This is a genomic window from Marinactinospora endophytica (assembly GCF_054780875.1).
In genome coordinates this window covers 304,983-319,171 of the sequence record NZ_BAAGVM010000001.1, presented here as the reverse complement: position 1 = coordinate 319,171, position 14,189 = coordinate 304,983, and the positions used below count along the sequence as shown (strand labels likewise).

The 14,189-nt window shown below is 72.1% G+C and carries 13 protein-coding genes; 8 read left to right on the top strand and 5 right to left on the bottom strand.

Annotation, left to right across the window (positions count from 1 at the left end; genetic code table 11):
- The first annotated feature begins 17 nt into the window (after window positions 1–17).
- The 5 genes from ACYVHU_RS01405 (at window position 18) to ACYVHU_RS01385 (ending at window position 5,550) form a co-directional block, all read left to right on the top strand.
- On the top strand, window positions 18–1,532 hold the full coding sequence (locus ACYVHU_RS01405; protein ID WP_498947372.1) for a sugar ABC transporter ATP-binding protein: 1,515 nt from the start codon (window positions 18–20) through the stop codon (window positions 1,530–1,532).
- Window positions 1,529–2,548 (top strand): ABC transporter permease, encoded by a 1,020-nt coding sequence (locus ACYVHU_RS01400; protein WP_078760293.1) that lies wholly within the window; start codon window positions 1,529–1,531, stop codon window positions 2,546–2,548. The genes ACYVHU_RS01405 and ACYVHU_RS01400 overlap by 4 nt, the downstream gene beginning before the upstream one ends.
- Complete coding sequence (locus ACYVHU_RS01395) at window positions 2,545–3,570, top strand: ABC transporter permease (protein ID WP_078760292.1); 1,026 nt, start codon at window positions 2,545–2,547, stop codon at window positions 3,568–3,570. Before ACYVHU_RS01400 ends, ACYVHU_RS01395 begins: the two co-directional genes overlap by 4 nt.
- Before the next feature lie 48 nt (window positions 3,571–3,618).
- The gene (locus tag ACYVHU_RS01390; protein WP_078760291.1) at window positions 3,619–4,869 is read left to right on the top strand and encodes a Gfo/Idh/MocA family protein; all 1,251 of its coding nucleotides are present in this window, start codon (window positions 3,619–3,621) and stop codon (window positions 4,867–4,869) included.
- A gap of 270 nt (window positions 4,870–5,139) precedes the next feature.
- Window positions 5,140–5,550 carry a VOC family protein gene (locus ACYVHU_RS01385; protein ID WP_078760290.1) on the top strand — a complete coding sequence of 137 codons (411 nt, stop codon included), beginning with the start codon at window positions 5,140–5,142 and terminating at the stop codon, window positions 5,548–5,550.
- A 15-nt stretch (window positions 5,551–5,565) separates the two neighbouring features.
- Here the strand turns inward: ACYVHU_RS01385 and ACYVHU_RS01380 are convergent, their stop codons facing one another.
- A complete protein-coding gene (locus ACYVHU_RS01380; RefSeq protein ID WP_078760289.1) occupies window positions 5,566–6,336 on the bottom strand; it encodes a DeoR/GlpR family DNA-binding transcription regulator in 771 nt (256 codons plus the stop codon).
- 254 nt (window positions 6,337–6,590) lie between these two features.
- On the opposite strand from ACYVHU_RS01380, the gene ACYVHU_RS01375 reads away from it, so the two are divergent.
- Complete coding sequence (locus ACYVHU_RS01375; RefSeq protein WP_078760288.1) at window positions 6,591–7,292, top strand: glycerophosphodiester phosphodiesterase; 702 nt, start codon at window positions 6,591–6,593, stop codon at window positions 7,290–7,292.
- Between the two features lie 321 nt (window positions 7,293–7,613).
- The gene (locus ACYVHU_RS01370) at window positions 7,614–8,219 is read left to right on the top strand and encodes a TetR/AcrR family transcriptional regulator (RefSeq protein WP_498947371.1); all 606 of its coding nucleotides are present in this window, start codon (window positions 7,614–7,616) and stop codon (window positions 8,217–8,219) included.
- Window positions 8,220–8,301: 82 nt separating this feature from the next.
- On the opposite strand, the gene ACYVHU_RS01365 is transcribed toward ACYVHU_RS01370, so the two are convergent.
- The 3 genes from ACYVHU_RS01365 to ACYVHU_RS01355 all read right to left on the bottom strand — a co-directional run bounded on the left by ACYVHU_RS01365 (window position 8,302) and on the right by ACYVHU_RS01355 (window position 12,148).
- Window positions 8,302–9,333, bottom strand: coding sequence for an alpha/beta hydrolase (locus tag ACYVHU_RS01365; protein ID WP_078760287.1), 1,032 nt, complete (start codon window positions 9,331–9,333; stop codon window positions 8,302–8,304).
- Between the two features lie 80 nt (window positions 9,334–9,413).
- Window positions 9,414–10,574: an acyl-CoA dehydrogenase family protein gene (locus ACYVHU_RS01360; protein ID WP_078760286.1), complete on the bottom strand. Its 1,161-nt coding sequence runs from the start codon at window positions 10,572–10,574 to the stop codon at window positions 9,414–9,416.
- On the bottom strand, window positions 10,571–12,148 hold the full coding sequence (locus tag ACYVHU_RS01355; RefSeq protein WP_498947370.1) for a 3-hydroxyacyl-CoA dehydrogenase: 1,578 nt from the start codon (window positions 12,146–12,148) through the stop codon (window positions 10,571–10,573). Before ACYVHU_RS01355 ends, ACYVHU_RS01360 begins: the two co-directional genes overlap by 4 nt.
- Before the next feature lie 226 nt (window positions 12,149–12,374).
- On the opposite strand from ACYVHU_RS01355, the gene ACYVHU_RS01350 reads away from it, so the two are divergent.
- On the top strand, window positions 12,375–13,352 hold the full coding sequence (locus ACYVHU_RS01350) for a LysR family transcriptional regulator (RefSeq protein ID WP_078760285.1): 978 nt from the start codon (window positions 12,375–12,377) through the stop codon (window positions 13,350–13,352).
- A gap of 15 nt (window positions 13,353–13,367) precedes the next feature.
- Here the strand turns inward: ACYVHU_RS01350 and ku are convergent, their stop codons facing one another.
- Window positions 13,368–14,177, bottom strand: coding sequence for a non-homologous end joining protein Ku (ku, locus tag ACYVHU_RS01345; RefSeq protein ID WP_078760284.1), 810 nt, complete (start codon window positions 14,175–14,177; stop codon window positions 13,368–13,370).
- Window positions 14,178–14,189 lie beyond the last annotated feature (12 nt).

The following is a 14,189-nucleotide window of genomic DNA, read 5'->3' as shown; positions in this document are numbered from 1 at the left end:
GCAGGGAGAACCGAGTCGTGCCAACCCCATATCTGCAGATGACCGGTGTGCGCAAACGCTACGGCGGTGTCACCGCGCTCGCCGGGGCGGACTTCGCCGCCGAGGCCGGAACCGTGCACGCGGTGCTCGGCCCCAACGGCTCCGGCAAGAGCACCCTGCTCAAGGTGCTCACCGGCGTTGTGGAACCCGACGCGGGTGAAGTGCGGCTGGAGGGACGTCCCCTCCGGCCGCGCGGCCCCCGCGACACCCTCGAAGCCGGCATCAGCGCGGTCTACCAGGAACTGTCGCTGGTCGAGGACTTCACCGTCGTGGACAACCTCGTGCTCGGCGTGGAGCCCCGCAGGTGGGGGCTGCGCGACCGGGCGCAGGCCCGGCGGATCGCGCTGCCCTGGCTGGAGCGCTTCGCCGACGCCTTCGGCGGCCGGGTCCCCGCCGACGAGCGGGTGCTCGGCCTGGATCCGGGGGAACGCCAGGTCGTGGAGATCTGCAAGGCCCTGGTCCGCGACCCGCGCGTGCTGGTGCTGGACGAGGCGACCGCCTCCCTGCGCCGCCGCCAGGTCGAGGTGCTGTTCGACGTCGTCGAGGAGCTGCGCGAGGCCGGCGTGCTGGTGCTGTTCATCACCCACCGGCTGGCCGAGATCCGTGCCGTGTGCGACCGCGCCACCATCATGCGCGGCGGCACCGACGTCACCACGGTCACCGTCGGCGAGCTTCCCGAGCAGGAGCTGGTGGAGCTGATGGTCGGGGAGATGGCCGCGGTGGGCGCCGCCCCCTCCACGGCGCGCGAACAGGTGCGCCTGGAGGTGCGGGACCTGTCGGGGCCGCGGGTCCAGGAGGTGTCCTTCCAGGTCCGCGCGGGCGAGATCGTCGGCGTGGGCGGGCTCCAGGGGCAGGGGCAGGGATCGCTGCTGGCGACCCTGTTCGGGGCCGAACGCCGGCACTCCGGGACGGTCCTGGTGGACGGGCGCGAGGTGCGCCCGCGCTCGCCCAAGCAGGCCGTCCGCTCCGGACTGGCCTACGTCCCCGGCAACCGGGGCACCCAGGGCCTGGCGCTGGGCCGGCCGATCCTGGAGAACATGGCGCTGCCGTCACTGGCGCGGCGGGCGCTGCTGGGGGTCGGGCTGTCGCGCCGGCGCGAGGTCGAGGCCGCGCGTTCGGCGGCCGGGCGGATGGCGACGAAGTACGGCTCGCTGGACGACCCGGTGGCGACGCTGTCCGGCGGCAACCAGCAGAAGGTCGTCGTGGGCAAGTGGTTCGCGACCGAGCCGCGGGTCGTGCTGATGGACGATCCCGCCAAGGGGATCGACGTCCGCGCCAAGGCCGAGCTGTTCGGCGTGGTCCGCGACCTCGCCGCCTCCGGCGTGGCCGTCCTCGTCAGTTCCAGCGACGACCGGGAGCTGGTGGAGGTGTGTGATCGGGTGCTGGTGATGTTCGAGGGACGGGTCGTCGACGACGTCCACGGCGAACGGCTGACCGAGGAGACGCTGGTGGCCGCCGCGATGCGGGTGACCGGAACGGAGGTCGGCTCATGAGCGCGCCGGCCCCCACCGCCGCCCCGCCGCCGGCCACGCGCCGGGTGTCGCGGGCGCTGCTGGCCACGCGCATGCCCTCGGCCGCCACCGCGGCACTGCTCGTGGTCGCCGTGACCGCCTCGGCGCTGATGCAGCACAACTTCTTCACCCCCTACGGCCTGACCTCGAACTTCGCGACGATCCTGCCGGTGGCCACGATCGCGGTGGCGCAGACGATCGTGGTGCTGGCCGGCGGCATCGACCTGTCCATCGGCACCATCGTGACGCTGTCCTCGGTGGTGGCCGTGCAGCTCATGGACGGCGATCCCGGCCGGGTGCCACTGGCGCTCGCGGCCGGGCTGGCCACGGGCGCGGCGTGCGGTCTGCTGAACGGGCTCGTGGTGGCGGTGCTGCGGCTCCAGCCGATCGTGGCGACCTTCGCCTCCAGTTACGTGTTCGGCGGGCTGGCGCTGCTCGTGCTGCCCACGCCGGGCGGAACGGTCCCGGCGGAGATCACCGGCGGCTACCGGCAGGTCATCGCCCTGCTGCTTCCGGTCCCGGCCGTGCTGCTGCTGGTGCTGTGGCTGGCCTGGCGGCTGCTGCGCGCGCACCGGATCGGCCAGTACCTCTACGCAGTGGGCGGCAACGCGGGGGCGTCCTACGCCTCGGCGGTGCCGGTCGCGCGGGTGCGGGTGTTCTCCTACACCGCAGGGGGGACGGTGGCGGCGCTGGCCGGGATCGCGCTTTTGGCCAACTCCGGCTCCGGTGACCCGTTCATCGGCAATGAACTGACGCTCGGCTCGATCGCGGCCCTGGTGATCGGCGGGACCCGGCTGAGCGGTGGGGCCGGCGGGGCCGGGGGCGCGATCCTCGGCGCCATCGTCCTCACCCTCATCCAGAACCTGGTGTTCTTCGCGGGCGTCCCGACCAACGCCCGCGAACTGGTCAACGGCGCGATCATCATCGTCGCGATCGCGCTGGCCGGCCTGCTCACGGCCCGCGGTGGCACTTCGGACGGTGGAAGGGGACGCTCATGAGCACGGTCGAGCGACCGCGCGCGGCGGAGCAGGGGGACAACGCCCCCGGACGCGCAACAGGGGTCCTGCGCCGGCTGGCACGCGACCCGATCGTCGTCTCGGGGGTGGCCGCCCTGGTCCTGTGGGGCGTGGCCGCGCTGGTCTCCCCGGCCTTCGCCTCGTGGAGCCAGATCGTGACGCTGCTCGTGCTGGCGTCGTTCCTCGGCGTCATCGCGATCGGCCAGACCCTGGTGGTGATCGCCGGCGGCGAGGGGATCGACCTGTCGGTGGGGGCCACGGCGACCCTGGCGGCCATCGTCGCCTCCCGCCACATGGACGGGTCCAACGAGGGCTTCGTGGGAGCGGTCGCCCTCGCCCTGGGCGCGGCGGCCGTGGTGGGCGCCCTCAACGCGACGGGGATCCTGGTGTTCCGGGTCCCCCCGCTGGTGATGACGCTGGGGATGATCTCGGTCGTCTACGGCTTCATCCGCCTCTACACCGGTGGCCGGCCGGCCGGATCGGCCGCGCCCGCCCTGCGCTCGCTGGTCGGTGGCGACACGGTCGCCGGCATCCCGGGGGTGCTGTGGCTGTGGCTGGGGCTGTCGGTCCTGGTGATCTGGCTGCTGCGGCGCACCTCCTACGGGTGGCGGCTGTACGCGGTGGGGGGCAACCCCACCACCGCCTACCTGTCCGGGGTGAACCCCCGCTTGGTGAAGGCCAGCGCCTACGTGCTGTCGTCGCTGTTCGCCGGGGTGGGGGGACTGCTCCTGCTCGGCTACACCCAGACCGTGTTCCTGCGCCTGGCCGACCCCTACATGCTGCCCAGCGTCGCGGCGACGGTCGTGGGCGGGACCGCGCTCATCGGGGGGATCGGCGGCTACCTGGGCACGATCATCGGCGCGATCCTGCTCACCGTCCTCGACTCCTTCCTGCGCGTGTTGCAGGTGGGCGGTGGTGGAGACGCGCCGCGGCAGATCATCTACGGGCTGGTCCTGCTGGTGGTGCTGTCGGCCTACGGACGTCAGAAACGGCTGCGGCAATAAGTCCGCATCCCCTTCCGGCTACACCCGACAGGAAACGGAGATGAGCAGGTGAGTAATCGTCTTGGCGTCGCGATCGTGGGAAGCGGTTTCATCGCGGAGTTCCACGTCCGCGCGTTCCGCGGGGTGCGGGACGCCGACGTGGTGGCGGTCGGCGGACGCAACCAGGAGACGGTCCAGCGGGTCTGCGACCTCGCCCGGGAGCTGCGGGTGGGCGATCCGGTCGGCTATGCCGACGTGCGCGAGCTCGTACGCGACCCGGCCGTGGACGCGGTCTGGATCACCACGCCCAACCACGTCCGGCTGGAGACGGTGCGCGCGATCACCGAGGAGGTGCGGTCGGGCCGGGCCCGGCTGCGCGGCATCGCGATCGAAAAGCCCCTGGGCCGCACGGTCGCCGAGGCCGCCGAGGTGGTCCGGCTGGTCGAGGAGGCCGGGCTGCTGCACGGCTACCTGGAGAACCAGGTGTTCGCGCCGGGCGTGACCCGGGCGCACGAGCTGGTGTGGGCGCGGGGCGCGTCGGCCGCGGGATCGCCCTACCTGGCCAGGTGCGCGGAGGAGCACAGCGGGCCGCACCGCGCCTGGTTCTGGCAGGGGGACAAGCAGGGCGGCGGCGTCCTCAACGACATGATGTGCCACAGCATGGAGGCGGGCCGCTTCCTGCTGACCCCGCCCGGCGTGGACATGGCGCAGTGGCTCACCCCGATCAGCGTGGACGCCACGATCGCGAGCCTGAAGTGGTCGCGCCCCGCCTACGCCGACGACCTGGTGCAACGGTACGGCCCGGAGGTGGACTACCGGCGCTCCCCCTCCGAGGACTACGCGCGGGCCACCGTCGTCTACCGCAACGGCGACGGCGACGAGGTGATCGTCGAGGGGACGACGTCGTGGAGTTACGTCGGCGCGGGTCTGCGGCTGACCTTCGAGCTGCTCGGCCCGGAGTACGCGATGTCGGTCAACAGCCTGGACACCGAGGCCAAGGTGTTCCTGAGCCGCGAGATCGCCGGGAAGCCCGGCGAGGACCTGGTGGAGAAGCAGAACGCCGAGGGCGGTCTCATGCCGGTCCTGCCCGACGAGCCCGGCGCCTACGGCTACACGGAGGAGAACCGGCACATGGTGACCCGCTTCCTCGACGGGGTGCCGCCGGCGGAGAGCCTGCACGACGGTCTCCTGGTGACCCGGCTGTTGATGGGGGCCTACCGCTCGGCCCAGGAGGGCCGGCGGGTGGACCTGACGGGCGCCGAGGACCTGGACCACTTCACCCCCGACGTGGCGCAGGGCACCTGGCGGCCTCGGGGGTGATCTCGCGGAACGCGGGGTGGTGATCGCCACACCGGGGGCTTCCGCCGGCCGCGCGCGGCCGGCGGAAGCCCTGGGAACGCGCGGACACGGCCGGTTCCGGGGGCCGTGGAGCGGACGGAACGGCGTGCGGCCAATGTCACGCAAGGACCAAACAGCACAATTATTAACAGAAACTTGCATGCCGGAAACAGCGGCGTAAGCTGGGCCATCGTGCTTACGCTGTTCCCTCCCCGAATGCTTCGGGCGCAGAATCGCCGTAGAGAGGTCTCCGTGCCCCAGTTAACGGGCCTGGCCCACATCACCCTGTCCGTCCGCGACCGTGACGCGAGTGTGGAGTTCTACCGCGACGTGCTGGGCTTCCGCGAGTACCAGACACGCGACGACGGCCAGTGGTTACGCACCACCTGCCACCACCCCTGCGGTCTCGTCCTGGCGCTGACCCAGCACCGGGACCACTTCAACGCCCGCTTCGACCCCCGCCACGCCGGTGTCGACCACATCGCCTTCGAGGTGGCCGGGGTCGGCGACCTGGAGACGTGGGAGGAGCGGCTGACCGAGCTCGACGTCGACCACTCCCCCATCGTCCACTGCGACTCGGGGTCGCTGATGAGCTTCACCGATCCCGACGGCGTCCAGCTCGAGCTGCACTGTTCCCCCGACCCCGACACCGGGGAGGACTGAGCAGCCCGGCGCCGCTCACTCCGGCGAGACGAGCTGGAGGCGCACCTCGCGTTCGCGCATCTCCTCGATGGCCGACTGGGGCAGCCGGTCGTCGCTGATGATCAGGTCGAACTCCTCCAGCTGGGCGACCCGGAACGTGCCGAACTTGCCGTACTTGGTGCTGTCGACCGTCAGGACGCTCTTGGAGGCGATGCGCAGCAGCTGCTGCTTGGCCATGACCTTGGGTTCGGAGGGCGTCGTGGACCCCCGCTCGACGTCCCATGAGCTGCTCGCGATGAACGCGATGTCGACGTTGACCTTCCTGAGGAACTCCGCCGAGAACTGTCCCACCGAGGAGTGGTCGGCGTGGGCGACCAGCCCTCCCGTGTGGATCAGTTCGATGTTGGGGTACTCCATGAGGTGGCCGACCACGTTGAAGTCGTTGGTGATCACGGTGAGCCCGACCTTGTCGGTCAGCAGCGGCACCATCTGGAGCGTCGTCGTCCCGGCGTCGAGGAAGATCGTGAAGTTCTCCCGGACCAGTTCGGCCGCGGCCCGCGCGATGGCGCGCTTGGCCGGGACCTCCAGTTGCGCCTTCGCCAGGTAGGAGGGCTCGCTCTTGAGCCGGGCGGCCAGACGGACACCACCGGTGACCGACAGCACCTTGCCCTCGTTCTCCAGGGCCTGGATGTCGCGCCGCACCGTCATGTGCGAGACGGACAACATCGACGTGAGCTCGTTGATGCTGAGAACGTGGCGTTCCTGCAAGAGCTTCAGAATGTGCTCGCGCCGTTGGTCGGGGATCATCTTTCGCCTTCGGATTCGTTTGCCGTCGTCGGTGTGTGTCACTGTGACAGACGTATCCGCCACTCCAAAAGTTTCCCAGTCCGCCGGCCACCCCCGCACCCGCCCCCCGCGTGACCCCGATCGCAACCGGTCGGCACTTCCCGGATTTTCACCGATCGGCCCCACGCGCGTTCCCCTCCTTTGGCACTCTTGACGCAGTAGCCCGGCGCGCCGGCACCCGGACGCCGGTCCCGTCGCGCCCATCGGAGGCATCCATGACGCTGGCGATCGCGCACCGCGGCGACCCCATCCGGTTCCGCGAGAACACGCTTCCGGCCATCCGCGCCGCCGTCTCCGCCGGGGCCGACATGATCGAGATCGATCTCAAGGTCACCGCCGACGGGCACGTGGTCCTCCTGCACGACGAGACCCTGGAACGGTTCTGGGGACTGGACCGGCCCGTGTCCGACCTCACCCTCGCCGAGCTCGCCGCGCTGGGGGACGGCCGCGACCGGCGCATCCCCACCCTGATGGAGGTCCTCGCCGAGTTCGGCCGTCCGCCGGCCCCACCCCTGATGCTGGACGTGACCTCGCCCGAGGTCGCGTTGGCGGCCGACACGCTGGTCGCCGAGCACGGCGCGTCGGACCACGTGCTGTACTGCGGGTCGATCGAGGCCATGCGGGAGTTGCGGGCGTGTCGGACCGACATCCAGCTCGCGCTGACCTGGGACCGCCCCGATCTCCCGCCGGCGAGTCTGTGGCAGGAGCTGCGGCCCCGGTTCTACAACTCCTACTGGCCGTTGCTGACCCGCGAACTCGTCGCCGAGGTCCACCGGCACGGGTACGGGGTGTGCGCCTGGACGGTCAACGACCTGGGCGAGATGGCGCGGTTGATCGGCATGGGGGTGGACGCGCTCATCACCGACCGGCCGGCCGACGTCGCGACGCTCACCGGTGGCCTTCCCGTGGCGCGTTGATCTCGATCGGGGTGCGCACGCTCCGGCGCATCTTCCGTCCCTTCCGCCCTCTGATGGCGTCGTTCTCCCCAGATAAATGAATTCGGTTCATTTCAAACAGGCGTTCCACACCTTCCGGAGAAAGTAAGAATTCTCAGAGCCTGTTGCCGCACATCCCCGTTTTTTCCGCAAAGCACGGCTGGGGCGGCGCTATCCTCGAAACCGATTCGTAACCGAACCTGGAAGGCGTTTCCCGGCAGTGCCCCGCTGCCCGCCCCTTTATCCCCCGCCCCCTCGACCCCTCATCCCCTCGCCCCCTACCGACGCAGGCTAGAGATGATCATGACGGCCGACCTCTCTCCTCTCGACAGTCGCCGCACCGGACGCGCCCTCGACGTCGCGACGCGACTGTTCGGCGAACACGGCGTAAGCCGAGTCGACATGACGGTGATCGCCCGCGAAGCCGGAATCGACGCCCTGACGTTACGGCGGGCGTTCCCGACAAAGGTCGACCTCGTCCACGCCATCGCGCTGCGCACCACGCGCGCGCTCGTGGCCGGACGGCTCGTCGACGATTCGGGAACACCGGTCGAGCGCCTCTCCCGGCTCGTCCGGGCCCACGTCGGATTCTGCTGGCGGCACCGCACCGAAGAGGAACTACGCCGCTCCCTGACACCGGCGCTGCGCGCCGTCTACCCCGCGCGGCACCGCGAGATCTCCGACCTGCTCCGCGCCTACCGCGAGCACATCGACGCCCTCATCTCCGCCGGACGCGCGCAGGGGCTGTTCGTCCCACGCCGCCCCGGGGTCTCGGCCGGCACCGTGCTGGAGATGCTCGACGGCGCGCTGAACTGGTACGACCCCTCCGACGGCCTGTCGGTCACCCAGCTCGGCGACGTCTACGTCGACCTCATCATCCACCATCTGCTGGGCGCCCCGCGCGACTGAGCGCCCCGCGCCGGCCCCTTCCGCCGCTCCGCCGCGCGGGACCCGACCGCGCTCCACGACGGACCTCCGCGGGCGGCCCTGCTCAGTCGGCGATGCGCTCCAGCAGCCAGCCCACCGCGGGCGCGTAGCGGTACTCGATGGCGGCGTGTCCCGCGTCGAACAGCTCGAAGTGGACCCGCTCCTCCGGCACGCCGGCGGCCGCGACCGCCTCCCGGAACGCCTGCGCCCCCAGGTCCAGGTACCACTCGTCCCGCCGCCCGGCGTCGATCCAGATCGCGCGCATCGAGCGCAACGCCTCGGTGTAGGGCTCCCGTTCGGCCATGCGGACGGGATCGCGGTCCAGCCAGCGTCGCCACACCGACGGGACGATACGGCCCACCTCGTCGAAGGGCATCAGCACCGTTCCGTCGGGTTCGGCGGAGTAGGCCGCGGCGTAGGCGTACATCTCGATCAGCTCGGCGTCGCCGGCGCGGGTGCCGAACGGCCGGCTACGCACATCGGAGAGGAAGGAGGCGTAGGAGCCGTCGTAGGAGTCCCGCAGCGTCCGCGCGATCTGCGCGAAGTTGGGCTGGTAGGCCACGTCGAACAGGGCGTCGCCGGCGTGGGTCGCCAGCGCGCCGAACACGTCGGGGCGCAGCATCGCGGTGACCATCGCGCCGTAGCCGCCACTGGACTTGCCGGCGATCGCGCGGTGGTCGCGGTCGGGGATCGTCCGATACCGGGCGTCCACCCAGGCCACGACCTCGTCGCACAGGTAGGAGGAGTAGGCGCCGGTGCCCGGCGAGTCCAGGTACTGGCTGCCGCCCAGCGAGGTCCAGGCGTCCACGTAGACGAGGATCGCCGGCGGCGCATCGCCACGGGCGAACATCGCGTCGGCCAGCTCGGGGAACGGCGTGCGAAACGCGGTCCGGTTGTGCCACATCCCGATGTGTCCGGTGAACCCCTGGATGATGTGGACGACCGGGTAGCGCCGGTCCCCGTTGTCGTAACCGGGCGGGAGGTACACCTCGACGGGACGCTCGTGCGGGTCTCCCAAGGGGTTTCCCCGCAGCCGGTCGCTGACGATGGTCCCCCGCTCGATCCGTCCGGCGAGCTCCGACGACCAGGGCGGCATGGGCCTCCTCCTCGCTCCGTTGTTCCGCCCCACCCTCTCATCCCCGGACCGGCCGCGGTCCGGGCGGCCCCGCGATCGGCTCAGGTCATCGCGTCGACCCCGGTCAGCGCCCGGCCGATGATGAGCTTTTGCACCTGGCTGGTTCCCTCGTACAGGGTCAGCACGCGGGCGTCGCGCAGGTACTTGCCCACCGGGTACTCGTCGATGTAGCCGTAACCGCCGAACACCTGGAGGGCGTTGTTGGCGACGCGCACCGCGGTCTCGCTGGCGTGGTACTTGGCCATCGAGGCCGCCGTGGCGAGCTCGCTCGTCGAGGCCCCCCGGTCCATCATGGCCGCCGCCCGCCAGGTGAGCAGCCGGGCGGCCTCGGTGTCGACGGCGGAGTCGGCGAGGAGTTCCTGCACCAGCTGCCGCCCGGCGATGGGAGAGCCGAACTGCTCGCGTTCCTTGGCGTAGCCGATCGCGGCCTCCAGCGCCGCCCGGGCGACGCCGACCGCGCCCGCCGCCACCGACACCCGTCCCTTGGTCAGCGCGCCCAACGCGATCCCCAGGCCGCGGCCGACCTCGCCCAGCCGGGCCGAGTCGGGCACCCGGACCTGCTCCAAGACGAGCTCGGCGGTGCCCTGGCCGCGCAGGCCGAGCTTGCCGTGCAGCGTGTTGGCGGTGAACCCGGGCGTGTCGGTGGGGACGAGGAACGCGGTGATCGCGCGCCTCCCCTCGTCGGCGGTCCGGGCGAACACCAGGGCGAGGTCCGCCCACGGGCCGTTGGTGATGAACATCTTGCGGCCGGTGATGACCCACTCGTCCCCGTCCCGGCGCGCCCGGGTCCGCAGCGATCCGGCGTCGGAGCCGGACTCCGGTTCGGTCAGCGCGAAACAGCCCAGCGCCTCGCCGGAGGCCAGCCGCGGCAGCCAGAGGTGTTTCTGCTCGTCGCTGCCATGGGTGGCGACGGTGCGCGCCACCAGGCCCAGGGAGACCGAGACGATGCCGCGCACCGAGGAGTCGCCGCGTCCCAGCTCCTCGGTCACCAGGGTGTAGGACAGCGCGTCGGCCTCGACACCCCCGTACTCCTCCGGCAGGGTCAGGCCGAGGAAGCCGAGTTCGCCGAGCCTGCGGACGATCCCCCGATCGACCTGTTCGCGGCGGTCCCACTCCAGGGCGTGGGGGACGATCTCGGCGTCCACGAACTCCGCGGCCATCGCCTGGAACTCGCGCTGGGTGTCGGTGAGGTCGAAGGTCATGGCGTTTCCCGTCCGGGGGTCAGAAGGTCGGCCGGGAGGGTCCCGGTCTCGGTGAGCGGCAGGCCCAGCGCGGCCCGTTCGGCCAGCCAGGGGCTCGGCCGGTAACGGGGGTCCCCTGTGGCCTCGTGCAGGCCGCGCAGGATCGTCAGCATCCGCTCGGCGCCCACGGCGTCGCCCCATTCCAGCGGGCCGCGCGGATATCCCAGGCCCAGGCGCGCGCCGGTGTCGATGTCCGCCGGCGCGGCCAGGCGCAGTTCGGCGATCGAACAGGCGACGTTGACGATCGAGGCGAGCAGCCGTTGGGCGACGGGCGCCGGGCCGTCGCGCACGACCGTGACGGGACGGCCGGTGGCGGCGAGGGCACCGACCGCCGCCCGCCCCGCCTCGGGGTCGAGCGCCGGATGGACGCCCACGGTGAGACGCCCGCCGAAACCGCCGAGGGGGTCCACCCCGACCGTGCGCTGCGGGGGAAGCCCGGCCTCCAGCGCGGCGACCGCCGCCGAGCAGCCGTAGGGGGCGACGAGGACCACCGCGTCGTCGGGGGGCGCCGCCGCGTCGCTCACCGTGACGCCGGCGGCGCGGAGCGGGGCGAGGAGCCGCTCCCGGTCGGCGGGGTGCGCCGAGATCCACACGGTGACGTCGGTGCGCGGCCGGGGCGAGGGCCGCGCCGGTTCCTGCCGGACACCGTCGACGTAGCGGTAGAACCCCTCGCCGCTCTTGCGGCCCAGCAGCCCGGCCGCCAACCGGGCCCCGGTCACCGTCGGCGGACGCAGCCGCGGTTCCCCGTGGAATCCGGTCCAGATCGTCTCCAGCACGTGGTGGGAGACGTCCAGGCCGGTGAGGTCGAACAGTTCGAAGGGGCCCATGCGCAGCCCCAGAACGTCACGGGCGATCCGGTCGATGTCGACGGGCTCGGCGACGCCCTCGGCGAGCAGGTGCAGCGCCTCGGTGCCCAGCCCCCGGCCCGCGTGGTTGACCAGGAAGCCCGGCGTGTCGGGCGCGCGCACGGGTTCGTGTCCCAGCCGTCGGACCAGCGCGGCGGCGGCCTCGGGCAGCCACGCGGCGGTGCGGGCCCCGGGGACGACCTCGACCAGCCGCATGAGCGGGGCCGGGTTGAAGAAGTGCAGGCCCAGGAACCGTTCCGGGGCGCGCAGGCCGGAGGCGATGGCGGTCACCGACAGGGAGCTGGTGTTGGTGGCCAGGACGGTGCGCGGGGGACAGGCCCGCTCCAGCGCGGCGAACAGCTCCCGTTTGACGTCGAGGTCCTCGCGGACCGCCTCGATCACCAGGTCGCACTCGTCGAGGCCGCCCACCGGGTCGCCGACCGGGCGCAGCGCCGCGACAGCGGAGGCCGCCCGCTCCGCGCTGAGGCGCCCCTTGTCCACCGCCCGGCGCAGCATCCGCTCGATGTGGTCGCGGGCCTCGGCGATGGCGTCGGCGCGCGTGTCGGCGAGCTCGACGGTCAGGCCGGCGGTGGCCATGAGCTGGGCGATACCGCGTCCCATCACCCCGGTGCCGATGACACGCGCGGTGCGCACCCCCTCCGCCCACGCTCGCGGATCCGTCGTGCTCACGTTCTCACCTGACCTTGTCCCGGGGTGCGCGAGGCCGTGGGGCACGGCCGGCCTGTCGGCGCGGTCCTCACCCGGGCGCGTCGGGACCGGGACGCCGGTGCCGCCCGCCTTTGTGGTGACCGCTGTGCCGAATCTGACACGAACGATTGGGTATCGTCCAATACCCGATCAGGACAGTGGTGATACCGATCCGCTATCGGTCCGTCCTCCGGAAGGGGTCTTCGCCGTGGAGCTGCGGCATCTCCTCGGGTTCGTCGCGGTCGCCGAGGAACTGCACTTCGGCCGCGCGGCGGCGCGACTGCACATGGCCCAGCCGCCGCTGAGCCGGCAGATCCGCCTGCTCGAACGCGACTTGGGGGTGCGCCTGTTCGAGCGCAACACGCGCTCGGTGCGGCTGACGTCGGCCGGCCAGGCCCTGTTGGAGCCGGCTCGGCGGGTCCTGGCCGAGGCTGAGGTGGCCCGGCGGGCCGCCCTGGCCGGCGGGCAGGGCGAGGTGGGCCGGGTGAGCATCGGGTTCGCCGGGGCCAGCAGCCACGAGACGCTGCCCCGGCTCACCCGGGCGGTGCGCTCCCGGCATCCCGGTATCGAGCTGGTCCTGCACGGCCAGACCTACTCGGGGGAGGCCGCCGCGAAGGTCGCCTCCGGCGAGCTGGACCTGGGGTTCGTCCGGTTGCCGGTGCACGGCGAGGGCGTGGCGCTGCGGGTCATCGAACACGAGGAGCTGATCGCGGCCCTGCCGGCCGACCATCCGCTGGCGGCCGGATCGACCGTGCGGCTGCCCGAGCTCGCCGACGAGCCCTTCGTCACCTTCCCCGGCACCCGCGGCTCCTCGGTGCGCGACGCGCTGGTGCACGCCTGCGTCAGCGCCGGGTTCAACCCCCGCATCGTCCAGGAGGCGCCGGACTCCTACACGATCCTGGCGCTGGTCGGCTCGGGCGTGGGCGTCACCCTGACGATCTCCTCCGTACGCCACATCCGCCACCCGGGACTGGTCTACCGGCGGCTCGCGGGCCCGCCCCGGCACCTCACCGCCGCGCTCGCCTGGCGGCAGGACAACGCCTCGGCCGCGCTGCGCCGTGTCCTGGAGGCCGCCGAGACCGCCCTGCCCACGCCCCCGGCCTACGGCGGTCCTGATCCGGCGAGTGTCGCGGGGCCGGCGGAGACCCTCCGTCCGGGGCGGGCGCCTGGCGCCGGCGGAGGGTGACGGCGCCCGCGCGTCCTAGCCCGCCTTCCTCCCGTCGTCCCCGTGCGCGTCGCGCCCTTCGAGGCTGGCGCGCAGCGCGTCCATCAGGTCGGCGGTGCGGGTGTCGCTGGGCGGGGCCTCGTGGGTGATCGTCTCCCGCCCGGTGCGCTTGGCCTCGATGAGCTCCTCGATCCTGACCCGGTGCTCGTCGACGTGCTCCTCGGGCCGCCAGGGCACCGTCATCGTCTCGACGAGCCGCGCCGCGGTGCTGATCTCGCGCTCGGTGAAGTCGCCCGCATCGGGCAGCTCCTCGAACACCTCCGCCGGGTCGCGGATCTCGTCGGCGTAGCGCATCGTCTCCAGCGTCAAGGCGCCGTTTTGGGAACGGACCGCGCCCAGCTCCTGGCGGCCGTTCATGACGAAGGTGCAGATGCCCACCCGGCCGGTGCGCGACAGCGCCGCGCACAGCAGCGCGTAGGCCGTGGCAGCGCTCGACGTGCTCGGTACGAGGTAGTAGGCCTTCGCGTAGTGGATGGGCTCGATCTCGTCGCCGTCCACGAACTCCTTGAGCTCCAGCAGGTGGGAGCGGCCCGGGGCGACGGCGTCCAGTTCCTCGTCCTCCAGCAGCACGTACTGGCCCTCCGCGACCTCGGCGCCCTTGACGATGTCGCGGTAGGGCACCTCCTCACCGGTGCGCTCGTTGACACGCACGTAGCGGATCCGGTCGGTGGTGCCGCGCTGGAACTGGTGGAAGGTCGGGTTGCGGTTGACCGTCGCCGGCACCAACCCGACGGACACGTTGACCAGTCCGAACGACAGGGTCCCCGTCCACATCGGCCGTGCCATGTCACTCCTCGC